The sequence below is a fragment of the Streptomyces sp. 5-10 genome (genome assembly GCF_014712245.1).
GTDB classification, from domain to species: domain Bacteria; phylum Actinomycetota; class Actinomycetes; order Streptomycetales; family Streptomycetaceae; genus Streptomyces; species Streptomyces violaceusniger.
On record NZ_JACVYG010000003.1, the window covers coordinates 167398 to 189301 of the forward strand.

Sequence of the window (21904 nt, forward strand, 5' to 3'; positions counted from 1 at the left end):
GCTTCAGTCGACGAGGTCCAGCGCGGCGGTGACGATGCTGTCCGCGTCGATGCCGTGGTAGCGGTAGACGTCCTCGATCGAACCGCTCTGGCCGAACCGCGTCACGCCGAGGGTGGTCACGGGCGTGTTCCGGATCGTGCTCAGGAAGGCCAGGGTGTGCGGATGGCCGTCCAGGACGGTGACGAGCGGGGTGGCCCGGTCGGCGGGGAAGACCTGGTCGAGGATCCAGCTCGGGTCCCGCGACAGGCCGCGGCGGGCCTGGAGCGCGCGGAAGAGCAGGTCCGGGCTGGTCACACAGACCACGTCGGCGCCGTGGCCGAGGGCGGCGAGCCGGTCGGCGGCGGCCAGGGCCTCCGGGACCAGGGCGCCCATCGCGGCGAGGGTCACCACCGGCTTCTCGTGCCGGCGCAGCCGGTAGGCCCCGGCCGTCACCTGTCGGCGGCGGCGCTCGCGGGCGGCCGGGTCGCCGGGCACATCGGCCGCGGACTGGTCGACGGGCCGGGTGGACAGCCGTAGATAGGCCGAACTCCCGCCCGGCCGACCGAGGTTGCCGAGCGCGGCGAGCAGACACCATTCGGTGTCGATCGCGAACGCGGGCTCGAAGGTGACGCAGCCGGGCTGTTCGATGCCGAGCGAGGGTGTGGTGATCGACTGGTGGGCGCCGCCCTCCGGGGCGAGCGTGACGCCGGACGGTGTGCCGACCAAGATCGACTGGCCGCCCGCGTAGATGCCGAACGACCACGGCTCCAGGGCCCGGTTGACGAAGGGGTCGTAGACGACGCCGATCGGCAGCAGCGGCTGGCCCCAGCGGCTCCAGGTGGCGCCCAGCTCGCCGAGCATGCCCACCAGGTTGGTCTCCGCGATACCCAGCTCCACATGCTGGCCCGTGGGCCGCTCCCGCCAGTGCAGGATCGTCTCGGCGTCATCGGCGAACCAGTTGGGGCGCTCGGTCGGCGACCACACACCGACCTTGTTGAGCCAGCCGCCGAGGTTGGTGGTGGAGCTGACGTCCGGGCTGACGGTGACGATCCGGGCGGCCGCCTCCGGCGCCCGCCGGGTGAGGTCCAGCAGGACGCGCCCGAGGGCCTGCTGGGTGTTGCCGGAGCCGGTCGGGGCTGGGCGGGCGAGATCGGCGGGGACCGCGGGGGCCTGCCGCGACGCGCGCCCGGGGCGGCGCAGCCGCCTGGCGGCCGCCGCGCACCGGGCCGCTTCCGGCGATCCGCCGGCGAAGGCGGCCCACGGGCGGTCGGGGTCCGTTCCCAGGCGGTCGGCCAGGGTCCTCATCTGGTCGGCGGTCAGCAGGGAGGAGTGGTTCTGCGGGTGGCCCTCGGTGGGCAGCCCGTAGCCCTTCACCGTGTACGCGAAGATGACGGTCGGCCGGGTGTCGTCGATGCTGTCGAACGCGTCCATCAGCGCGCCGATGTCGTGCCCTCCCAGGTTGCGCAGCGCCGCCAGCAGCGAGGTGTCGTCCAGGGGGGCGATCAGGTCGGCGATCGGCCCGGCGGTGGAGCCGGTGCCGGGCAGGCGCTCGCGCAACTCGTCGGCGGTGCAGCGCAGCAGGCGCTGGTACTCGGGGTTGTCCATGGCCTCGATACGGGCGTGCAGGGCGTCACCGCCCGGCCGCGCGAACAACTCCCGCAGCGCGTGCCCGTACTTGAGGGTGATGACCTGCCAGCCGGCCGCGGCGAACATGCCCTGCAGCCGGTCCGCGGCGATGCCGGGGACGACCCGGTCCAGGGACTGCCGGTTCAGGTCGACGACCCACGCCGCCTCGCCCAGGCCGGGCACCATCGGGTCCTGGATCGCCTCCCAGATCGCGCCCTCGTCCAGCTCCGCGTCGCCCAGCAGGGAGTACTGCCGTCCCCTCCCGGCCCCGCCGAAGTGGCCCTCCACGTAGCGCCGGGCGAGGGCGCCCCACAGGGGGGCGGTGGCACCGATGCCGACCGAGCCGGTGGAGTAGTCGACCGGGTCGGGGTCCTTGGCCCGGCTGGGGTAGCTCTGCAGGCCGCCGAAGGCGCGCAGGGTGGTCAGGTAGGACTCGTCCAGCTCGCCCAGCAGGTAGTTGATGGCGTGCAGCACGGGTGAGGCGTGGGGTTTGACCGACACCCGGTCCTCGGAGGCCAGGGCGTGGAACCACAGCGCCGTCATGATCGAGGTCATCGAGGCGCTGGACGCCTGGTGGCCGCCGACCTTCAGCCCCGAGGGGTTCGGCCGCACCCGGTTGGCGTGGTCGATGATCGCGGTGGACAGCCACAGCACCCGGCGCCCGACCGCCTCCAGCACGGCGAGCTCCTCCTCCCGGGCACGGCCCGAGCCGTTTCCGCCGATCGCTCTCAGCTCCGGGTCCAGGACCATCACCGACCGCCTCCGCTGTCCGCACCACGCCATGGAAAACTGATTTTGTGCTCCGTCAGTAGACAGATAGCTCCTCAACTGCACAAGATGCTTCTCTTTCATTGAGCATTCTGCTCATGCTCTGAGTCGAATGAGGGATATCGATTGAGCACTATGAACAGTGAGCGAGGCGTGGACGCCACCGACGCGCGGATCCTGCTCGCCCTCGCCGCCCAGCCACGGGCCACCGTCGTCGCCCTGGCCGAGCAGCTGGGGTTGTCCCGCAACACCGTCCAGGCGCGGGTGGCCAGATTGGAGCAGGGCGGCGCACTGGGCTCCTTCGAGCGCCGGATCACCCCGAACGCGCTGGGCCATCCGCTCACCGCGTTCGTCACCGCGCGGGTCGATCAGCGCCGGCTGGCCGAGGTGTCCGAGGCACTGGCGGGCATCGCCGAAGTCGTGGAGGTCTTCGGCCTCAGCGGCGAGACGGACCTGCTCGTACGGGTGGTCGCCGCGGACGCGGAGGATCTGTACCGGATCGCGGGGCAGATCCTCGCCGTGCCCGGCATCGAGCGCACGGCGACGGCCCTGGCCATGCGCGAACTGGTGCCGCACCGCCTCACCCCGCTGCTGCGCCGAGCCGCGGCGGAGTGAGTGGTCACCCGGGCGAGTCCGCGGGGCGGGGTTCGAGGACGAAGGTGTGCCGCAGCAGGGTGTACGGCTCGTCGGTCAGCTCGCGGCAGGGCCCGGTGTCGGCCTCGTAGGTGTCATAGGACGTGATCAGCGACTCCTTGACCCCGAACACCGGATCCGTGTCCAGGTACGCGTCGTCCGACGGGAACAGCATGGTGGTCACGCGCTGGAATCCCTCAGCCTCGATCAGCAGGTGCACATGGGCGGGGCGCATGAGCGACCTGCCGGTCGCGCCCAGGAGTTCGCCGACCGGGCCGTCACCGGGGATCGGATAGCTGGACGGGCGGATGGAACGGAAGCTGAAGTGTCCGGCCTCGTCGGTGCGGAACAGCGCGCGCATGGCCGGGTCCACCTGGCCGGGCACCTCCACGTCGTAGTGGCCGTCCCCGTCGCTGTGCCAGACGTCCACCGCCGCGTCGGCCACCGGCGCTCCCGCACGGTCCACGACCCGTCCCTCGAAGAACAGCGGGGTGCCGGGCAGACCTCCGGAGATGTCGGCGGCGTCGGCGTGCCGCGGCCTGTCCTCCCTGAAGAAGGGGCCCAGGACGCTGTTCTGGGTGGTTGCCGTGGGTCGTCGGTTGCTCAGGGAGTCGACCAGCATGGTGATGCCCAGCACGTCCGACAGCAGGATGAACTCCTGGCGCGTCGATGTGCACTTCTGCCCGGTGCGCGTCAGGAAGTCCACTCCCCGGGCCCACTCCTCCTCCGTCAGCTCGACATCACGGACGAAGGCATGGAGGTGCCGCACCAGCGATTCCAGGATCTCCGCGACGCGGGCGTCCTCGGTGTCCCGCATGGTGGAGATCACGGCATCGGTGATGGTGTCGCTGGTCAGATCACGCATGGCACGCTCCCGTGGTGGTGGGGTGTCGATGGCGGAGCCGGTCCGGGGGTGTTCGTCGCCGGATGACGTTCACGGTGCCTCGCCGACCCAGGCGCGGGTCAAGAGGGCGCGCACCGCGATCCGTTCCGCGGGCGGCGGATTCCCGTAGCCGTCCCGCACGGCAGGACGACCGTGTGGATTTCGGCGTCCACGCTTCCGGCGTACGCGACCGCCCTGGATCACGTCACCGCAACGAGTGATTCGGGACCGGCCGCCTCACGCGTGTGAATGGGGACCCGTCCCGAGGCGCGGCCTTACCGTGATGGGCACATGTCGGACCCGGGAGACCCTCATGACACGACCGCGACAGTGCTGGTTCTGCGCGGGTGACACCACCGCCACACGGCACGATCGCATCGTCGGGTTGCACAGGGACGTCGAGGCCGGCCCGACCTGGTATCTGGGCGTGCGCACCACGTGGCAGAGCATCAGCGTGCGTGTGCCACGGTGCGAGCGGTGCCATGTCGGCCATACGATCGCGCAGTCCATGCTGGCGGTGTCCATCGCCGCGCCGATCGCCTACGCCGCCAGCGGTGAGTTGGACACGCTCCTCGGGATCCTGCCGAGCACATCGGCCGGCAAGGTCCATTCGGCGATATGGGCCGTGGTGGCATGCCTTCCCGCACTGGCGTGGATCGCCACCCGCCAGGCGTGGCTGCCGTGGCGCCGCCTCGCGCCCCGCCCGCTGCGCCACGCCCGCCGCCACCCGGCGGTGCAGCGCCTGAGGGAGGACGGCTGGCATTACCGGCCGGGGCCCTTTCCGCATTGGCAGAACGCCAAGGACCCGGACCTCGACCACCTCTCCGGGCCGTCCGCCCGCCCCCGGCGGATCCTCGGCCGCATCACCGGCCTGCTCGGGCTCGCCTCCTTCGTCGTGGCCGTCGTGCTGTATCTGCGGGACAGTGAGTTGGCGGCGTTGTTCCTGGTGATCGCCTTCGGTCTGTTCTTCCTCACCTCGAAGATCGACCCCGAGGTGTGAACGCGGCCGGGGCCGGGCCCACGCGCCGGGCCCGCTGTCGGTGAGCTGTTCACGGATCGCGTCCCTGCGGCCGCCCGGTCGGGATCGGCGCCATGCGCCGTCAGCGCCTCGGTCAGCAGCCGCTCCCAGTCCTCGAACGCCTCGGCGGCGGCCACCAGGGCCGGCGGGACCTCGTCGGCCGGCGCGACCGGGTGCAAGCGGTCGTCTACGCCTACCGCCAGGGTCTGGTGATCTGACGCGCCACGCGGCGGACCCTGCGGCTCATGCCGCGATCAGTTCCTCGCTCAGCTTCCAGAGCCGCCGGGCGGACCGCGGGTGGATGGCGTACGGTACGACGTCGGCCGGAGGGTCCTGGTCGGTGCCGAAGGCGATGGGGGCCGGGTCCTCGTCCAGCGGTGAGATGTCGTTGTCCTTGAGGTAGACACCGCCGATCCCGGCGAGCAGTGGGCTGGCCGCCGCGAACACGATGGTGCTCGCCCCCTGTCGCGGACTCTTGATCCCGCGGCCGGGGTCGACGACGGGCCGGCCGGACTCGTCCAGCAGTCCCATGGCCCTCTGCCGCTCCTCGCCGACCGAGCTGTTCAGTTTCGTGCCGACGACCACGCCCGGGTGCACGGCGTAGCCGCGGATACCGTCCTGGGACCAGCGGCGGTCCAGCTCGACGGCGAACAGCACGTTGGCCGTCTTGGACTGGCCGTAGGCGAGGTGGCCGTCATAGCCCGTGGTGAAGTGCGGATCGTCCCAGCGGATGTCGGAGAGTCGATGGCCACCGGATGACACGTTGACGACCCGGGCACCGTGAGCGGCGCGCAGCGCGGGCAACAGGCCCAGGGTCAGCTGGAAGTGGCCCAGGTGGTTGGTGGCGAACTGCGGCTCGTAGCCACGTGCGTCGCGCACCAGGCGTGCGGGGAGCGGCATACCGGCGTTGTTGACGAGGATGTGGAGCGGGCGGCCGGAGTCGAGGTAGCGGGCCGCGAAGGCGTCGATCGAGGTCGGGTCGAGCAGGTCGAGCCGGCTGACCTCGACACCCTCGATCCCGGCCAGCGCGGCCGCGGCGCGTTCCGGGTGGCGCGAGCCGACGGTGATGGACGCGCCGGCCGCGCCGAGTGCCCGGGTGGTCTCCAGGCCGAGTCCGGCGTGGCCGCCGGTGATGACGACGTGGGTGCCGGACAGGTCGATGCCCGCCAGCACCTCGGCGGCCGTCGACGCCGCGGTGAAGCCGGACCCGAGGGGGTGTTGTGTGTGATGCATGGGTCCACTCTCGGGCGTGTCCCTCGTACTTTGAATCCTTGCACGTTCGGGGTTTTTGCTCGATCGTACGGACATGGCCGACGACCAGCTGTCCGAAGTGTTCGATCACATCGAGATCCGGGGGCTGATGTCGAGCGGCTTCGCGGCCCGGGAACTCTGGGTGGCGCGCGGCACCATCGGCCATCCCCTGAAGTTCATCGCGGTGGCGCGCGGCCGCGCGTGGCTGACCACCGACAGCACCGGGAGCCCCATCGCCCTCGACACGGGCGACGTCGCCATCCTGAACAACCAGGCGTGGCTGGAGCTCCGGGGAGGCGCCGGCGACGGGCCGCCCCGCGACATCGATGTGACCACGGCGAGCTATACCTCCCTCCGCGAGGACGACGCCGACCACGCCGGGGCCGACGTGGTCCTCGGCGGCCACGTCGCCCTCAACTCGGTGGGCCGGACCCTGCTGCTCCAGGCGCTTCCGCCGGTGGGGCACGTCCGGGCGTCGCCCGCGGCGACACATCTGCGCGACAGGCTGGACCAGATCCTCGACGAGCTGACCGGCGGCCGCATCGGCTCCGCGTTCGCCATCCGGCAGCACGGCCAGCTCCTGCTGCTCGACATGTTGCGCGCCTACGTCGACCAGGCCGAACTCCCCTCGGGGTGGCTACGGGCACTGACCGACGACCGTCTGCATCCGGCGCTCAGCCTCATGCACGCCGAACCGGCGAAGCCCTGGCGGCTCGAGACGCTGGCAAGCGCCTCGGCGATGTCACGGACGTCCTTCGCCACGCACTTCCGGACCGTGGCGGGCATGCCGCCGCTCACCTATCTCAACCGCTGGCGGATGCTGCTGGCGCAGCGCGCCCTGCGCGACAGCGACGATCCCATCGGGTCACTGGCATCCGCCCTCGGCTACACGTCCGTGAGCGCCTTCAGCTCCGCGTTCAAACGAGAGGTGGGAGAGTCACCACTGCGCTACCGGCACCGGCTGCGTGACGCGAAGCTCGCCCAATGACGCCGTGGTGAAGCCGAGTTGCAGCCGTTGAGGGCCGTGGTGGGCGGTCACCAGCCGCTGACGCGGTTCCAGACGGCTTGGACGGCGGGTGCGCCCGTCACCGTCCGGCCGCTGTCGATGACGTGGTAGCCACGGTGCTGTGCGGCGGTGGCGCAGGCGTGGTTGGGCAGGACGCGCAGGCGGGTGCCGATGGGCAGGTCGGGCAGGGTGGCGCCGTCGCGGGCGGTGATGGTTCCGTGCTCCTGGCTCGCGGCGCTCATGACCAGGCCGGGGATCAGGCGCCCCGCCAGATCGGTGACCAGGCCGTACCCCTGGTCCTGGGGCTGGGCCGCCGTACCGCGGTCGCGGGACATCGCCATCCAGCCGCCGTCGGTGACGATCCAGCCGTACTCGGGGCGGTGTCCGATGACGGCCACGACGACCGACAGCGCGAGGTCGTCGATCCGGCACACCCCGAGGCCGGCCATCACCAGGTCGAAGAACACGTAGTTGCCGGCGCGCAGTTCGGTGACGCCGGTCAGGTCTTCGGCGGCGTGCGCGGTGGGCGTCGAGCCGACGCTGACGGTCGCGACGGGCAGCCCGGCGGCGCGCAGCCTCTCGGCGGCGGCGACGGCGGTGTCACGTTCGTTCTCCGCCGCCAGCCGCCGCTCCTCCGCCGAGTAGGCGAAGTAGGACTCACCCGCGTGAGTCAGCACACCGTCCAGGCATCCGGCGTCGCGCAGGGTGCGGCCGATGCCGAGGAGTGCGGGGTCAGCGGTCTTGAGACCGCCGCGGTGGCCGTCGCAGTCGATCTCGATCTGCGCGGGGATGCCGATACCGGCCCGGCGGGAGGCTTCCGCGACGAAGGCGGCCTGCTCGGGGCTGTCCAGCAGGACCCGGAGGGTGACGCCGCGGCGCAACAGGGCGAGCACACGGGGGAGTTTGTGGGGGTCGATGCCGACGGCGTAGGTGATGTCGGTGTAGCCGCCGTCGGCGAACGCCTCGGCTTCGGCGAGCGTCGAGACGGTGACGGGGTTCGGGGCGGCGCCGTGCATGAGGGCGGCGACGTCGAGGCTCTTGGCCGTCTTGACGTGCGGCCGCAGAGTGACGCCGAGATGGTCAGCCTTGGCGGCGAGTCGGTCGATGTTCCGCAGCGCCTTGTGTACGTCGACCACCGCGAACGGGGTGTCGGGGTCGGCCAGCGTCCCGGCAGTGGTGGAGGGCGTGGTGGTCATGGAGTGATGTCCATCTTCTCGAGTAGGGCCGGGCCGCGTCCCGCGCTCATATTAATCGACTGAAATTCTACTTCTAGACAGTACTGCTAGATCTGCGGGTGCCGCCATACCCACGTGATCACCTGTCTATGTGGTGATGATTCGCCCTCCGCCTGAGGACGTCTAGGCGTTGACAGTCCAGCTCAGCCACTTCATCCTGATTCCGTCACCACATAAGCCGGTGACGACCACAGATCTCATCCCGCCTCCCCCATCGATGAGGACCCACCTTGCGAGACCAGAGCGAATACCTGTACTTTTTGCGCCGCGCCTTCGACGGGATGCTCGCAGCGCTGGAAGACCTGGGTGATGACCTGGGAAACGTCCGCCCGCCACTTCCCGGCGCCAACTCCGTCTACGCGATCGCGTACCACTGCGCAGGTGTCGCCGACTACTGGGTCGGGCACATCATCGCTGGACGGGAGGTCGACCGTGACCGCGCCGCGGAGTTCATCGCCACGGGAAGCGCACACGAGCTGCGGCGGAAGGTCGACGCACTTTTCGAGCGGCTGGCGGCCGACCTCGAATCGGTGACGCCGACTGCGCTCCCGCGCAACACACCGCCCGCCGAGTTCGAGGGGCCGGAGCGCCCGCTGAGCGTGCGAGGTGTCCAACTGCACGTACTCGAAGAGCTCGCCCAGCACCACGGCCACATACAGATCACCCGTGATCTGCTGACGCGGGGAGCGCGCTCATGAGCGTCACCCCGTCCGAGCCGGTGCCCGGTTTCGATGACCTCAGCCTCGACTGGCTGCGCGCCCGCCGCAGCGTCAAGTGGCACCGCCCGGGACCACGGGTGCTCCCCGCATGGGTGGCGGACATGGACTTCCCCACCCCTCCGGTGGTGGTCGCCGCACTGCGGGAGGCCGTCGACCGCCGCGATCTCGGCTATCCGGACTGGCCGGACGGCAGTCCGCTCCGGCGCGCGTTCGCACGGCGGATGATGGACCGCTACGCCTGGGCGGCACCCGCGGACCGCGTACGTGAGCAGACCGACCTGATCCAGTGCCTGCAACTCGTCCTCCACCTCGCCACGGGCGCGGGTGACGCGGTGGCCATCCAGACGCCCAACTACCCTCCGTTCCTCGCCACGTTGGCGACGATGAACCGGCGCGCCGTGCCCATCCCGATGCGGGACTCCGCCGACGGCTGGTGCATGGATCTGGCCGCTCTCGACACCGCGGTCGCGGAGTCGGGCTGTAAGGCACTGGTGCTGGTCAACCCGCACAATCCGACGGGCCGCGTGCTGACCCGTGCGGAGCTGGAGGAGATCGCGGCCATCGCCCGCCGGCACGATCTGTTGGTCATCAGCGACGAGATCCACGCCGAGCTGGCCCATGAGCCGCATCGCCACATACCGTTCGCGAGCCTGTCCCCGGACGCCGCGGGCCGCACCGTCACGCTCACCTCCGCCACCAAGGCGTTCAACCTCGCGGCCACTCGCTGCGCGGTCACCCACTACGGCCCGGACCGGCTGCTCGCACTGCGCGACGCACAACCACCCGACCTGTACGGCGCCGTATCGCCGCTCGGTGTCATCGCCACCGAGGCCGCGTGGCGAGAGGGCGACGCCTGGCAGCGCGACCTGCTCACCGTGCTGGACCGCAACCGCCGACGGGTCCATCAGGTGGTGAGCACCGAGCTCCCGCGACTGCGCCATCACCTGCCGGAGGCCACCTATCTGGCCTGGTTCGACGCACGGCCGCTGGGGCTCGGCGAACCGCCCGTGGAGAGAGTGCTGAAGGAGGGCGATGTCCTGCTCGACGGTGGCAGTCCCTTCGGCCCGGACGCCGACGGCTTTCTGCGGCTGAACTTCGCCACGTCCCATGCCGTCCTCGAGGACATCCTGGCGGGGCTCGTCCGGGCGCTGCGACCGGGGCCGAGCCAATGAGCTGACGCTGGGAGCGGGGGCGGAGCCATCGAGCCGACTCCGGGAGGGTGAAATTCCCTGGCGTGGCGGCCGGAAGGGCCGGAGACTCGTCTCATGGCTGATACGGGGGCGTTCCGGGAGGCGGTCACCGCGTGGGCGGCCGGTGGCCCGGGCGGCCCCGCGCGCGAGCTGGCCGCGCGGCTGCCCATCCGGGCGGTCGTCCTGCTCGAAGGGGCGAGCGACGCCGCGGCGGTCGGCGCGCTGGCCGCGCGCCGCGGCCGGGACCTGGCGGCCGAAGGGGTCTGCGTCCTGCCGATGGGCGGTGCCATGAGCGTCGGACGCTTCGCCCACCTCCTCGGGCCACCCGGTCTGGGCCTGCGCCTCACGGGGCTGTGCGACGAGGCGGAGCGTCGCTTCTACGCCCGTGGCCTGGAGCGGGCCGGCGCGGCGCGGCAGGAGTTCTTCGTCTGCGCGGCGGATCTGGAGGACGAGCTCATCCGCGCGCTGGGCGTGACACGGGTGGCGGAGCTCGTCCGGGCGGAGGGCGACCTGCGCGCCCTGCGGACCTTCCTGCACCAGCCCGCACAGCGGGGCCGCACCTCACAGCAGCAGTTGCGGCGCTTCCTCGGCACGAAGAAGGGGCGCAAGATCCACTACGGCCGCGTCCTGGTCGAGGCCCTCGACGACGACCGCGTACCCGCGCCACTCGACGCCCTGCTCACCAGCCTCCGACCCCTGGAAGGCCGTGGCCGACCGGACGTCACGGCGTGACGTCCACCAGGACCTTGCCGACCGCGCCGCTCTCCACCGCTCGGTGCGCGTCGGCGGCGCGGTCGAGCGGAAAGCGGACCAGCGGCAGGCCGTGCTCCTCGCCGACCGGCAGCGCACCGCCGCGCACCGCGGCGGCGACGTCCTCGACGGCCGCGGCGAGCGCATCCGAACCGACCGTGTAGAGCACCACGAACTGGAAGCGTGCGTTCAGCACCATGCTCCGCATCACGTCCAGTTCGGCCGGCTTGCCACCGTCGTTGCCGTAGGTCGAGATCGTGCCGCGGGTCCGCAGCACGGCCATGTCCAGTGCGAGGTTCGCGCCCAGCGCCACCTCGGCGACGATGTCGACGCCGTCCGGGGCGATCTCGCGGATCTCGGCGGCCGGGTCGCCCTCGCGATAGTTGATGACGTGGTGGGCCCCGGCGGCGGTGGCCAGCCGGGCCTTCTCCGGGCCGCTGATCGTGCTGATCACGGTGGCGCCGGCCCATCGGGCGAGCTGGATCACCGCGTGCCCGACCGCCCCGGCCCCGCCCGCGGCGAGCACCACCTTGCCGTCGAGCGCCCCGGGCCGCAGACGGCGCGGCCCGTCCTCGGCGACGGTGAGCGCACGGTGCGCGGTGAGCGCGGGGACGCCGAGTGAGGCGCCGACGTCGAAACCGGCCTCGTCGGGCAGCGGCACGGCCCGCTCGGCGGGTACGACGGTGAACTCGGCGGCGGTACCGGTGGGCCGCCCGGCGGCGGCCAGGAACAGCCAGACCCGCTGACCGACCCGGCTCCGGTCGATCCCCTCACCGACGGCGTCGATCGTGCCGGCGCCGTCGAGGTGCGGGGTGACCTCGGGGAAGCGCTTGGGGCCGGTGGCGCCGGAGCGGGCCTTCCAGTCGGTCGGGTTGATCCCGGACACGGCGATCCGGACGCGAACCTCGCCGGGGCCGGGCGCGGGCAGGTCACGGTCGACGAGCTGAAGAACGTCGGGGGCGCCGTTGTCGCGGTAGATGATGGCCTTCATGATCCGTCCTCAGAGCCTGGTGGAGCGGGGTTTCCCGGTGCGGCCTGGCGTTCCGTCAGGGCGTCCGGCGGGTGGTCGCGACCCTGGTCGCGCCGTTTCCGGTCAGCCGATGGGGGCCTCGTTGGAGCGGGACTCGATGGCGTCGAGTGCGGCGAGGGTCGCGTCGTCGAAGGTGATCTCGCCGACCGCCATGTTGGCCTCGAGGTGGTCGGCGTCGGCGGTGCCGGGGATGAGCAGCACGTTCGGGGCGTGGTGCAGCAGCCAGGCGAGGCCGACCTGGGAGGGCGTGACGCCCAGGGACGCGGCCACTGCCTGAACGACCGGTTCCTCGGTGGCCTTGGGCAGGCCGGGGAAGGCCCCGCCGAGCGGGAAGAACGGCACCCAGGCGATGCCCTCGGCCGTGCACAGTTCGAGCATGTCCTCGTCGTCGCGGGAGGCCAGACTGTACGCGTTCTGCACACAGGCGATGCCGGCCGGCAGGGCGCGGCGCAGGCCGTCGAGGGTGACGCTGCTCAGGCCGATCGCGCCGATCTTGCCCTCGTCGCGCAGGGCGGTCATCGTCGCGAGCTGGTCGTCGAGGTCGACGACCTGGTCGCCCTCGGGGCACAGCCCGGGGCCGGTGTCCAGGCGGCGGAGGTTGACCACCGGGAGCCGGTCGACGCCGAGGCCGCGCAGGTTGTCCTCGACGCTGGCGCGCAGTTGCTCGGGCCGTTGTGCCAGACGCAGCGGCAGTCGCCCGCCGGGGTCGGGGTCGGCGCCGACCTTCGTGACGACCAGGATGTCGTCCTCAGGGCGCAGCGCCTCGCGGATCACGTCGTTGGCGAAACCGAAGCCGTAGAACTCGGCGGTGTCCACATGGTCGACGCCCAACTCGACCGCGCGGCGCAGCAGCGCGACGGCCTCGCCACGGCGGTCGTGCAGGCGCTCGAGCTGCAACGCGCCGTAGCCGATCCGGGATACGGCGCGGCCGGCGAACGAAGCGGTCGGGGTGGTCATGGCGCTGTCTCCTCGGTCGGTGATCGCAAGGCGGTGTACAGCAGTTCGGCCTGGTAGAGCGCCATCACCCGGTGGGCGATCGGGGCGGCGCGCTCCCGGGCCCCGGCCTGCTCGTGACGCTCGACCTTGACCAGCCACGCCGTGACGCAGTCGTGCAGCATCGCCCGCATCCGGTCCGTCATATCGAGGACGATGTCGCGGATGGCCGGGTCGGTGGTCGCCTCACCCCAGGTCTGCACGCCGACCCGGGCCTCGGCGGGGTCGATCGCGGCGATCAGGCGGGCGAGCAGTTCGTCGGGGCCGGGCGGAGTGTCGCTCGCGGCGTACTCGCCGAGGACTTCCGCGCGCTTGGCGAGCACCTCGCGGGCGGCGGCCTGGACCAGGTCGGCCTTGTTGCGGTAGTGCGCATAGATCGAGCCGGCCGAGAGGCCGGACTCGGCCGTGATGTCGGCGATCGAGGTCCGCTCCAGGCCGTTACGGCCGAAGCAGCGCACGGCGGCCTCGGCGATCTGGGCACGCCGGAGCTCCTTGCGCGCGTCGGTGAGCCGCGGCACCACACACCCCCACAAAAAGAATAGGCGTTCTGCTTATGGGGACACTAACAGAATCGCCGTTCCTTTTGTGGTTGGCGGCACCTGCCAACGCCTGGCAACCCGTCCAGCCCGCCGATGCCCCCGTATCCGCCGTGCTGATCCGCGGTTCCTGCCAGCGCGATCGGGTGCGGCCCCCACCCGGTCCTGGCGTCCCCTGATGGGGCATCAGCTTTTTGGGTTCAGGGCAGCAGGCTTCAGGCTCAGGTTTCCCTGACGGCCTGCTGCTTCTTCCGCTTCCGGTAGCTGGCGGCCTTGTGCTTGTTCCCGCACTCCGCCATCCCGCACCAGCGCCGGGCTCCGGAGCGCGACACGTCCACGAACAGACGCGTGCAGTCGGGGTTCGCGCACTCCTTGGTCTTGGCGAGTTGGGCCGAACTCAGCAGGTCCACGGCGTCGCGGGCCACCGCGCCGAGGACCTCGTCCACGCCGCCCGTCCGCGTCAGCCGCCCCGACGCGTCGAGCTGATGCCTGGGAAGTGGCAGCCGGGCCGCGTCGTTCACCTCGGCGAGGGCGTCCCCGAACTCGGCATCCGAGGGATCCCCAGGAGGCCAGGAACGCACCAGTGTGTAGATCGCCTCGCGTAGCCGGCGGACCCGCTCCAGCCCGCGAGTGTCCATGGGGCCGGGGTCGTCCAGCAGCTGCGCCTCGCGGATCCAGCGGCTCACGTCGCCCGGGGAGGTCAGCAGCTCCGTACGGAGGCTGCGTCGCCACAGCTTCGTGCCCGCCAGGTCGAGGCAGAGGCGACCGCTCACAAAGACGAACTCATCCACGTGACCATATTGCCGGGTGACGTCCTGGTTGTCGACGCCCCGGCTCTACGAAAGACTCTCCTCGCCTCACCTGGGAGAATGGCAATCGCCTTGACCGAACCCGGCCTACCGCCTCCGCCACCGTTACCCGCTTGACAGGTAACACGGGGATCACGGGCCGATGCGGCCCTTGCCTGGCCGGGCTCTCGCGGGCCCGCTGGATCACCAGCAGGGAAGACACAGCCGGTGCGCTCTCGCTCGCCCGGCTGTGCGCGGCGGCCGGTTTCGAGGCCGCGGTCGCCTTCCGCAGCAACAACTACGGGGTCGTACGGGAGCTGGTGTCCGCGGGTCTCGGCGTGGCCATCGTGCCAGGGCTCGGCCACTCGCCGGGCGGCTCGGCGAAGGCGACTCGGCCGGCGCAGCGCTCGGCGTACCGCCGCGTCATGGACGATGTTCGCCCGCGCCGATACCCCCTGAGCCCCGGGACCCCTCCCGGGCCCCTGCCCTACCCTCACCGCTTCCGAGGACCGGGGGTCAGACATGGAACAGGCGTTGGACGCGGCGCTGGCGCAGCTGACGATCAGGGACCGGCTGCGCTTCGGGCGGTTGAGGTTCCACCGTTCGAGCGGGGCGCTGGTCTTCCAGCTCGAAGGCGAGGAGGCGACCGTCCGCGGCTGGCCCCGCCTCTTCCACGAGCGGCACCGCGGCGTTCTGCCGGTCAACTGTCCGGATGAGCTGCCGGCGGAGGAGACACCGGAGCGGCAGGTCGTCACCGAGCTGCTGGCCATCGTCCAGGGCTGCGGATACGACGGCCGCCCGGCCTACCGGCTGCCCATCGTCTTCCCCCGCTTCGCGGCGGCCTTCGCGGCGCTGTACGTGTGGCGGCCGGACGACGGCCAGATGCCGGCCAAGCAGAACACCAAGATCGCACGGATGGTCAAGCAGGCGATCGCCGAGGAACGCCGCTACACCTTGCAGGAGATGAAGGAGCGGGCCGAGGCGCTGGCCCGGGACGAGCAGATGGCCCTGCAGCTGGGCGGGCTGGCCGGGGTGCTGGTGAAGGTGGCGGACGTCTGCCGATTGCCCCACCGCCGTACGGTGCGCTGGTACCGCAGGAAGTGGTTCCGGGGCCGGGTCGTCACCCAGCTGGAGGTCTTCCGGGAGCTGCGCGGCCGACAGCGAAAACCCGTGGCGGACAAGCAGTTGCTGCTCGTCGAGGCGCTGCTCGCGGACATCGACGCGCATTACGGCTTCTTCCGCCGTCTCAACCGGGCGCGGCGCCCGGTCATCCTGCTGCCGGACGTCGACCGGTCCGCCGCGCGACGGCAGATCAGGGATCGGCTGCTGGACGCGTATGACGACGGGGCGCGCGAGCTGCGGGTCCATCCCGTCGTCATCGCCACCTCCGCCCCCGGCGCCGCGCCTCCGCCACGGGGCGAACAACCCCCCGTGGCGGCCGAGGAGATCACCGCCGCGGTGCCCGACCGGTTCCGCGCCCGGGACGAGGCGGTGGAGCGGTGGCGGCGCAATCAGGACGTACCGCTGCCGAGCCGGGTGCTCCAGGTGCGCCTCGTCTCCCCGCCACCGGCTCCGCTTCCCGCGCTCGGGGCGGGCCGGTGGGGCCCGGCGATGTTGTCCGCCGGTACCGTGGCGGTGGTGTGCGCGGTGCTCGCCGGGCTGCTGCACTGGGCCCCGTGGGACCGTGCGGACGGCTGTGGCGAGCGGTTGGTGATGCGGGGCGCGGACTGTGTCGGCGTCTCGGACGGGACCGGGGTCTTCATGCCCGGTCTGCGGGGCATGCGCGAGGTCTTCGCCGGAATCGAGGCGGAGAACGAGCGGATCGTGCATACCGCGCATGCGACCGTGGCGCTGATGATTCCGATGGAGTCGGACAACCCGGCGGTGCGCCGCCAGATCCTCAGCGAGGTGCAGGGCGCCTATCTGGGACAGCTCCAGGCGAACGGCTCGGACGCGGCCCCGCCCATCCGGCTGGTGGCGGCCAACCCGGGCCGGGACTACCGGGCGTGGCGGTACACGGTGGACCGGCTGGTCGACCAGGAGCCCGAGCTGCGGATGGTCGTGGGTTTCAACCTGAGCCTGGACTCCACCCAGGAGGCCATGAGTCATCTGACCAACGAGCTGAGGATCCCCGTCGTGGCCGGGCTGGTCACCTCACAGTCCTTCGCCAACGCCGACGGTCCGGGCCCCTACCGCTATCCGGGCCTGGCCCGGGTGGTGTCCACAGCCAAGGACCAGGCCGCCGCGCTGCTGCGCTACGACCCGGGGCTGGCCCGCGCGCAGACGGCGCTGGTGGCCGACACCCGGCCGGGCGACAGCTACGACAAGTCGCTGCGGGACGCGTTCACCGAGGCCCGGGGCAGCGGTGCCGGAGCCCAGGACATGACGTTCGCCTCGGAGGGGCCGGAGGTCGCGGGGGTCACCCCGAACGAGTTCGAGACCTTCGCCATGAATCTCTGCGAATCCAAGGCGCGCGTCGTCTACTTCGCGGGCCGGGCGTTCCATCTGGAGCTGTTCGTGAAGAAGCTGGCCCGCACCTACTGCGCCCGGAAGAAGTCGTACACGGTCATCTCGGGCTCCGACGCGACCACCCTCGACGAACGCCTCGACGGCACGGAACGCGCCCTGCTCCGGGGCGACCCGGGCGCCGGCACCCCCACCATCAACGTCCTGTACGCGGCACCGGCACACCCCGACGCCTGGGACGTGGAGGTCGGGCGCTGGAAGAAGCGCGCGGGAAAGCGGGGGGCGGCCCCCGGAGACCTGCCGCGCCATCTGGTCGAACCGCAGCGGGCCATGGCGCAGCTGCGCGCCGCGGCCAGGGCCCATGCGGGAAAGCTGGGCACGGTGCGGTTCGAGGACGGACGGGCGATCGAGACCCACGATGTGATCCTTACCGCCGCGAAGGCCCTGACGAAGGCGGCGGCCACCACCCGGACGCCCGTCCCCTCGAAGGATCGGATCAAGGAGGACTACGAGAATCTGAACTCCGCGTTCCGGGTCCAGGGAGCGGGCGGCTGGATCTGTCTGACGAACGCCGGCAACCCGTACAACAAGGCGCTGGCCATCGTCCGGCTCGACCCGATGCGCAGCAAGCTGAGCTTCGAGGCCCTGTCCTGGCCGAAGGGCGCCCCGGCCGCGGACGACCGGTGTGTGGTGCCGCAGAACCCCGGCCGGCCGGGAGCCCGCGACGCGGCCGCGACCGCGCCCCGCGCAACAGAGCTCCCCGCCACAAGCGATTGACCAGGGGCTCTGGTGGGTCTCGTAGGTGGCGATCGCCGAGGGCACTGCGGTGGGCGGGGGCGCGGGGCCGGTGGCGTTCGTGTACTCCGGCAACAGTGCCCAGTGGGCCGGCATGGGCGCCGAACGCCCCGGATTGGTGGACGGCGGGACCAGGTGGCGGCGGACAGGAGTCGGGACACCACCTGCTCGGCGACCGGTTGCCGACCGTGATACCCACCTGGCGGACCCCGGTCGAACCGTCCCGGCGCGGCTGGATCGGCGACCACCGGGTCAGCGGGTAGACGGGCGACCTGCTGGCCGCGTACCGGAGTCCGGCCCCCGATCCGGCCCCGCCGCCGTCGGCCCCTCCGAACCGCTGAGCCCGCGGTGGCCCCGGCCGGGCCGAGCCGACACCGCGATGCGGCTATCGCATGGGCGCCCGCGCGGTGTGCGGCTCCGGCTCATCGGTGTCGGCCAGCGTGTTCCCTCTTCGCTGCTGACGCCCGGATGGCCGCCGGCCCGCCGAGGCGCGCAGGACATCGACGAGCGCGGCCACCGTGGGCCGGTGCTCGGCGAAGGAGCGGCACACCACCACGATGTGGCGTTCCATCGTCTCGTGCAGCTCCAGCACATCGAGGCAGGACGGGCGCAGCCGGAGCATCAGGTCCGTCACCACGCTGACCCCGACGCCGGCCTCGACCAGGGCCAGGGTGGCGGCCGTGTCCGTCACTTCGTGCAGCACCTGCGGTTCGAAACCGGCGCGGCGGCAGGCGGTGAGCACGGCGCGGCCGTAGTAGCTGCCGGCTGACGGCAGGATCCATCCCAGGTCCCTGGTGTCGGCGAGCGAGACCTTCCGCCGACCGGACCTGCCGGACTGACCGGACCTGCCGGGCTGACCCGATCGCCCGGACCTGCCGGACTGACCCGGTCGACCGGACCTGCCGGACCTCCCGGACATGGTTCCGGTGGGAACCGCGAGCGAGAAGCGTTCCCTGGACAGCTCCCGCACCCGCAGGGACGGATCCCGCGGGATGGGCACGTCCGGGTAGTCCAGCCCCAGCGCCAGGTCCACGCTCCCGCCGGCCACCGCGTCGTACACCTCGTCCACGTCCATGTCCCGGCTGCGCACGGTCACTCCGGGGTGCTTCTCGCGCACCTGCCGCAGGGCGGGCGGCAGGATCTCGGCGGCGGCCGTGGCGAAGAGCCCGACCCGCAGCGTTCCGGAGATCTCGTTCCGGATGCGCTCCAGCGCTTCGACGGCCTCGGCCTCCGTGGTGAGGATGCGCTCGGCGTGCAGGGCCAGGGTCGCCCCGGCGTCGGTGAGTTCGACCCGGCGTCCCACCCGCCGCAGCAGTTGGGTGCCGGTGGCCTTCTCCAGGGCGGTGATCTGCTGTGAGACCCCGCCGGGGGTGTACCCCAGGGCCTGCGCGACCGCGGTGATGGTGCCGCGTCTGGTCAGTTCCACCAGCGAACGCAGCTGCGCACTCGTCCAGTCCATATAGGGATCCTAAAAGATCAGAAGCATGGACTGTTGATGGACGTCAACGTTTGTGTGCTGCACGATGACGCGGAGATAGCTGTTCGGCATCGCTCTGTCCTGACAGCCCCGCCGCCCCCCGGGCATGGCCCCGTCCTCGCCCGGCGAGGCGGCCTCGGAAGGGAGTGGTCTGTTGTCCTCCTCCGCCTTCCGCACCGTTCCCGCCTCCGCCGATGTTGTGATCGTCGGTGGCGGCGTGATGGGTGCGAGCACCGCGTTTCACCTCGCCGAGGCCGGGGTGACGAACATCGTCGTCGTCGAGCGCGGCGACCTCGGCTGCGGCAGTTCGGGCAAGCCGATCGGCGGTGTACGCGCCCAGTTCTCCGATCCGCTCAATATCGAGCTGGGCAGCCGCAGCCTGCGTGCCTACCAGGAGTTCCGCCACCGGCCCGGCGCCGACATCCGGCTCGACACCGTCGGCTACCTCTTCCTGCTCGACAGCGCACGGCAGGCGAGTGACTTCGAGGCCGGGGTCCGGCTCCAGAACGGCCTGGGCGTGCCCAGCCGCATGATCAGCCCCGACGAGGCCCAGCGCCTGTGTCCCTATCTCGCCACCGACGGCCTCGTGGCCGCCGCGTACTCCCCCGCCGACGGGCACGCCCGCCCCGGGCTGGTCGTCCAGGGGTACGCCCGGGCCGCGGCCCGGGCCGGCGTCACCCTCGCCACCCACACCGTGGTGTGCGGCCTCGACACGGCCGGGGACCGGGTCGTCGGTGTGCACACCAGCCACGGCCGCATCGCGTGCTCCACCGTGATCTGCGCGGCGGGTGCCTGGTCGGCGCGGATCGGGGAGATGGCCGGCGTCAACCTCCCGGTCCGGCCGGTGAAACGGCAGCTGGCGTTCACCGCGCCGATCACACCGCCCGCCCCGCGCATCCCGTTCACCATCGACTTCTCCTCGACCGCCTACTTCCACAACAGCGACGACGGTCTGCTGCTCGGGCTGGCCGACCCCGGCCAGGAGGAGGGCTTCGACACCACCTGGACACCGGAGTGGCTGGAGCTGTTCCGCAGCGTCGCCCGCCACCGCGCCCCGGCCCTGGCCGGCATGGAGACCGCCGGCGGATGGGCCGGTCTGTACGAGGTCACGCCGGACCACAACGCGCTGATCGGCCGGTCCGGCGAGCTGCCCAACTTCCTCTACGCCGCCGGGTTTTCCGGCCACGGCTTCCTTCAGGCACCCGCGGTCGGCGAGGTCGTGCGCGATCTGTACCTGGAGCGGGAGCCGTTCACCGACATCTCCCCGCTCAGCGCCGACCGGTTCCGCCTCGGCGCCGGGATCCGCCCCGAAGCACACGTGGTGTGAACTGTGAACCCCGATCGAAAGGCCGAACCATGTCAACGCTCAGTCAGTGGCAGCTGAGGGCCGCGTTCGCGGCGCGGCTGTCGGAGATGTACGGGCGGGAGGTCCCCGCCTACACCACGCTCGTGGACGTCTCGCGCGAGGTCAACGAGGACGTTCTGCGCGCGCGGGGAGCCGACGCGACACGCCTCGGGTCCATCGGCCGGGTGACCGCCGAGCGGCACGGGGCCATCCGTGTGGGCACGCCACGGGAGTTGGGGCAAGTGGCCCGGATCTTCGGCGCCCTCGGCATGCACCCGGTGGGCTTCTACGACCTGCGGGAGGCCGCGGCCAGCGCCGTCCCCGTCGTCTCCACCGCCTTCCGGCCGGTGGACGGCGAGGAACTGGCGCGCAATCCCTTCCGGGTGTTCACTTCCATGCTCACCCCGGCCGACCCCCGTTTCTTCGACGCCGAGCTGCGCTCGCGCCTGGAGGCCTTCCTCGCGGACCGCGAGCTCTTTCCCCCCGAGCTGCTCGCGCTGGCCGACCGTGCCACCGCCGAGCGGGAGCTGCCCCGGGAGGCGGCCGAGCGGTTCCTGCACCTCGCCGTGCGGGCATTCGAGCTGTCCGCCGAGCCGGTCGACAAGAGCTGGTACGAGACCCTGGAGCGGATCTCCGCCGTGGCCGCGGACATCGGCGGTGTACGCAGCACCCACATCAACCACCTCACCCCGCGCGTCCTCGACATCGACGAGCTGTACCGGCGCATGACCGACCGCGGCATCGAGATGATCGACACCATCCAGGGCCCGCCCGCCTGGAAGGGCCCCGACGTGCTGCTGCGCCAGACCTCCTTCCGGGCCCTGGCCGAACCCCGCGCGATGCGGACCCCGGACGGCAGTGTCATCAGCGGCGCCCTGAGGGTCCGCTTCGGTGAGGTCGAGGCCCGCGGCATCGCCCTCACCCGCGAGGGCCGCGCCCTCTACGACGAGCTCCTCGGCCACGTGGACGAGCAGGCGTCCCGGGACCCCTCGGCGCCCCGGGGCGAGATCGCCCGCGCCGTGTGGGAGCGGCACCTGCCCGACAGCGAACACGAACTCGCCGCCCAGGGGCTGGCCCACTTCACCTACCACCTCCGCCCCGACCGGCCCCGCGACGGCGGCCGGCCACCCACCGGCCTCGGCGAACTGCTGCGGCAGGGCTGGGTGCGCGCCGAACCCATCGTCTACGAGGACTTCCTGCCCCGCTCCGCCGCCGGCATCTTCCAGTCCAACCTCAGCGGCGAGGGCACCCGCCACAGCGACCAGCAGGGCACGGCCTACGACGCGGACTGGCTCTCCGGCGCCATCGGCCGCGACGTCCTGGACCCCTTCGCCCTCTACGCGCGGCAGCAGAACGACTCCCTCGCACACGTCGCCCGTGAGCTGGGCCTCACCAGCCTCAGCTGACACCTCACCC

19 protein-coding genes and 1 pseudogene are annotated in these 21904 nt (G+C 71.8%); 11 read left to right on the plus strand and 9 right to left on the minus strand.

Annotated features, from left to right (window positions below; translation table 11 throughout):
- Positions 1–3: 3 nt before the first annotated feature.
- Positions 4–2355, minus strand: a complete 2352-nt coding sequence (locus tag IEJ02_RS05275) for a thiamine pyrophosphate-binding protein (RefSeq protein ID WP_191063785.1) — start codon at positions 2353–2355, stop codon at positions 4–6.
- Between the two features lie 153 nt (positions 2356–2508).
- Between IEJ02_RS05275 and IEJ02_RS05280 the strand changes: the two genes are divergently transcribed.
- A complete protein-coding gene (locus tag IEJ02_RS05280; RefSeq protein WP_137981865.1) occupies positions 2509–2988 on the plus strand; it encodes an Lrp/AsnC family transcriptional regulator in 480 nt (159 codons plus the stop codon).
- A gap of 4 nt (positions 2989–2992) precedes the next feature.
- On the opposite strand, the gene IEJ02_RS05285 is transcribed toward IEJ02_RS05280, so the two are convergent.
- A complete protein-coding gene (locus tag IEJ02_RS05285; protein ID WP_191063610.1) occupies positions 2993–3871 on the minus strand; it encodes a dioxygenase family protein in 879 nt (292 codons plus the stop codon).
- Between the two features lie 331 nt (positions 3872–4202).
- Between IEJ02_RS05285 and IEJ02_RS05290 the strand changes: the two genes are divergently transcribed.
- Positions 4203–4889: a hypothetical protein gene (locus tag IEJ02_RS05290; RefSeq protein ID WP_191063611.1), complete on the plus strand. Its 687-nt coding sequence runs from the start codon at positions 4203–4205 to the stop codon at positions 4887–4889.
- Between the two features lie 92 nt (positions 4890–4981).
- Positions 4982–5125 (plus strand): hypothetical protein, encoded by a 144-nt coding sequence (locus IEJ02_RS50275; RefSeq protein WP_191063612.1) that lies wholly within the window; start codon positions 4982–4984, stop codon positions 5123–5125.
- 25 nt (positions 5126–5150) lie between these two features.
- On the opposite strand, the gene IEJ02_RS05300 is transcribed toward IEJ02_RS50275, so the two are convergent.
- Positions 5151–6140 (minus strand): SDR family NAD(P)-dependent oxidoreductase, encoded by a 990-nt coding sequence (locus tag IEJ02_RS05300; RefSeq protein ID WP_191063613.1) that lies wholly within the window; start codon positions 6138–6140, stop codon positions 5151–5153.
- A gap of 73 nt (positions 6141–6213) precedes the next feature.
- Here IEJ02_RS05300 and IEJ02_RS05305 point away from each other — a divergent pair, with 73 nt between their 5' ends.
- Entirely contained in the window at positions 6214–7146 is a 933-nt protein-coding gene (locus tag IEJ02_RS05305; RefSeq protein ID WP_191063614.1) for an AraC family transcriptional regulator, read from the plus strand.
- A gap of 47 nt (positions 7147–7193) precedes the next feature.
- On the opposite strand, the gene IEJ02_RS05310 is transcribed toward IEJ02_RS05305, so the two are convergent.
- Positions 7194–8360, minus strand: a complete 1167-nt coding sequence (locus IEJ02_RS05310) for a DSD1 family PLP-dependent enzyme (protein ID WP_191063615.1) — start codon at positions 8358–8360, stop codon at positions 7194–7196.
- A 269-nt stretch (positions 8361–8629) separates the two neighbouring features.
- Here IEJ02_RS05310 and IEJ02_RS05315 point away from each other — a divergent pair, with 269 nt between their 5' ends.
- From IEJ02_RS05315 to IEJ02_RS05325, 3 genes are all read left to right on the plus strand, one after another.
- Positions 8630–9097: a DinB family protein gene (locus IEJ02_RS05315; protein WP_137981747.1), complete on the plus strand. Its 468-nt coding sequence runs from the start codon at positions 8630–8632 to the stop codon at positions 9095–9097.
- The gene (locus IEJ02_RS05320; RefSeq protein ID WP_191063616.1) at positions 9094–10290 is read left to right on the plus strand and encodes a MalY/PatB family protein; all 1197 of its coding nucleotides are present in this window, start codon (positions 9094–9096) and stop codon (positions 10288–10290) included. Before IEJ02_RS05315 ends, IEJ02_RS05320 begins: the two co-directional genes overlap by 4 nt.
- Positions 10291–10383: 93 nt before the next feature.
- Positions 10384–11040: a TOPRIM nucleotidyl transferase/hydrolase domain-containing protein gene (locus tag IEJ02_RS05325; RefSeq protein ID WP_191063617.1), complete on the plus strand. Its 657-nt coding sequence runs from the start codon at positions 10384–10386 to the stop codon at positions 11038–11040.
- On the opposite strand, the gene IEJ02_RS05330 is transcribed toward IEJ02_RS05325, so the two are convergent.
- From IEJ02_RS05330 to IEJ02_RS50280, 4 genes are all read right to left on the minus strand, one after another.
- The gene (locus tag IEJ02_RS05330) at positions 11030–12049 is read right to left on the minus strand and encodes an NADPH:quinone reductase (RefSeq protein WP_191063618.1); all 1020 of its coding nucleotides are present in this window, start codon (positions 12047–12049) and stop codon (positions 11030–11032) included. The genes IEJ02_RS05325 and IEJ02_RS05330 overlap by 11 nt on opposite strands.
- 102 nt (positions 12050–12151) lie before the next feature.
- Positions 12152–13045, minus strand: a complete 894-nt coding sequence (locus IEJ02_RS05335; RefSeq protein WP_191063619.1) for an aldo/keto reductase — start codon at positions 13043–13045, stop codon at positions 12152–12154.
- On the minus strand, positions 13042–13599 hold the full coding sequence (locus IEJ02_RS05340) for a TetR/AcrR family transcriptional regulator (RefSeq protein ID WP_191063620.1): 558 nt from the start codon (positions 13597–13599) through the stop codon (positions 13042–13044). The genes IEJ02_RS05335 and IEJ02_RS05340 overlap by 4 nt, the downstream gene beginning before the upstream one ends.
- Before the next feature lie 239 nt (positions 13600–13838).
- Positions 13839–14408 (minus strand): CGNR zinc finger domain-containing protein, encoded by a 570-nt coding sequence (locus tag IEJ02_RS50280; RefSeq protein WP_191063621.1) that lies wholly within the window; start codon positions 14406–14408, stop codon positions 13839–13841.
- Positions 14409–14539: 131 nt separating this feature from the next.
- Between IEJ02_RS50280 and IEJ02_RS48230 the strand changes: the two are divergent.
- Positions 14540–14764 (plus strand): annotated as a pseudogene (locus IEJ02_RS48230) (LysR substrate-binding domain-containing protein); the annotation flags it as partial.
- Between the two features lie 163 nt (positions 14765–14927).
- Positions 14928–17648: a type 1 periplasmic-binding domain-containing protein gene (locus IEJ02_RS48235; protein WP_223863405.1), complete on the plus strand. Its 2721-nt coding sequence runs from the start codon at positions 14928–14930 to the stop codon at positions 17646–17648.
- A gap of 403 nt (positions 17649–18051) precedes the next feature.
- Here the strand turns inward: IEJ02_RS48235 and IEJ02_RS05355 are convergent, their stop codons facing one another.
- The gene (locus IEJ02_RS05355; protein ID WP_191063623.1) at positions 18052–19125 is read right to left on the minus strand and encodes a LysR family transcriptional regulator; all 1074 of its coding nucleotides are present in this window, start codon (positions 19123–19125) and stop codon (positions 18052–18054) included.
- Between the two features lie 124 nt (positions 19126–19249).
- Here IEJ02_RS05355 and IEJ02_RS05360 point away from each other — a divergent pair, with 124 nt between their 5' ends.
- Both IEJ02_RS05360 and hglS read left to right on the plus strand, forming a co-directional pair.
- A complete protein-coding gene (locus IEJ02_RS05360; RefSeq protein WP_191063624.1) occupies positions 19250–20470 on the plus strand; it encodes an NAD(P)/FAD-dependent oxidoreductase in 1221 nt (406 codons plus the stop codon).
- A gap of 29 nt (positions 20471–20499) precedes the next feature.
- Positions 20500–21894: a 2-oxoadipate dioxygenase/decarboxylase gene (gene hglS / locus IEJ02_RS05365; RefSeq protein WP_191063625.1), complete on the plus strand. Its 1395-nt coding sequence runs from the start codon at positions 20500–20502 to the stop codon at positions 21892–21894.
- The last annotated feature ends 10 nt before the right edge of the window (positions 21895–21904 follow it).

Coding starts and splice junctions, on each gene's coding strand:
- IEJ02_RS05285 (WP_191063610.1), bottom strand. CDS start 3,871: ATGCGTGATCTGACCAGCGACACCATCACCGATGCCGTGATCTCCACC.
- IEJ02_RS05355 (WP_191063623.1), bottom strand. CDS start 19,125: ATGGACTGGACGAGTGCGCAGCTGCGTTCGCTGGTGGAACTGACCAGA.
- IEJ02_RS05360 (WP_191063624.1), top strand. CDS start 19,250: ATGGCCCCGTCCTCGCCCGGCGAGGCGGCCTCGGAAGGGAGTGGTCTG.
- IEJ02_RS05335 (WP_191063619.1), bottom strand. CDS start 13,045: ATGACCACCCCGACCGCTTCGTTCGCCGGCCGCGCCGTATCCCGGATC.
- IEJ02_RS05325 (WP_191063617.1), top strand. CDS start 10,384: ATGGCTGATACGGGGGCGTTCCGGGAGGCGGTCACCGCGTGGGCGGCC.
- IEJ02_RS05305 (WP_191063614.1), top strand. CDS start 6,214: ATGGCCGACGACCAGCTGTCCGAAGTGTTCGATCACATCGAGATCCGG.
- IEJ02_RS48235 (WP_223863405.1), top strand. CDS start 14,928: ATGGAACAGGCGTTGGACGCGGCGCTGGCGCAGCTGACGATCAGGGAC.
- IEJ02_RS05280 (WP_137981865.1), top strand. CDS start 2,509: ATGAACAGTGAGCGAGGCGTGGACGCCACCGACGCGCGGATCCTGCTC.
- IEJ02_RS50275 (WP_191063612.1), top strand. CDS start 4,982: ATGCGCCGTCAGCGCCTCGGTCAGCAGCCGCTCCCAGTCCTCGAACGC.
- hglS (WP_191063625.1), top strand. CDS start 20,500: ATGTCAACGCTCAGTCAGTGGCAGCTGAGGGCCGCGTTCGCGGCGCGG.
- IEJ02_RS05330 (WP_191063618.1), bottom strand. CDS start 12,049: ATGAAGGCCATCATCTACCGCGACAACGGCGCCCCCGACGTTCTTCAG.
- IEJ02_RS05310 (WP_191063615.1), bottom strand. CDS start 8,360: ATGACCACCACGCCCTCCACCACTGCCGGGACGCTGGCCGACCCCGAC.
- IEJ02_RS05300 (WP_191063613.1), bottom strand. CDS start 6,140: ATGCATCACACACAACACCCCCTCGGGTCCGGCTTCACCGCGGCGTCG.
- IEJ02_RS05290 (WP_191063611.1), top strand. CDS start 4,203: ATGACACGACCGCGACAGTGCTGGTTCTGCGCGGGTGACACCACCGCC.
- IEJ02_RS05320 (WP_191063616.1), top strand. CDS start 9,094: ATGAGCGTCACCCCGTCCGAGCCGGTGCCCGGTTTCGATGACCTCAGC.
- IEJ02_RS05275 (WP_191063785.1), bottom strand. CDS start 2,355: ATGGTCCTGGACCCGGAGCTGAGAGCGATCGGCGGAAACGGCTCGGGC.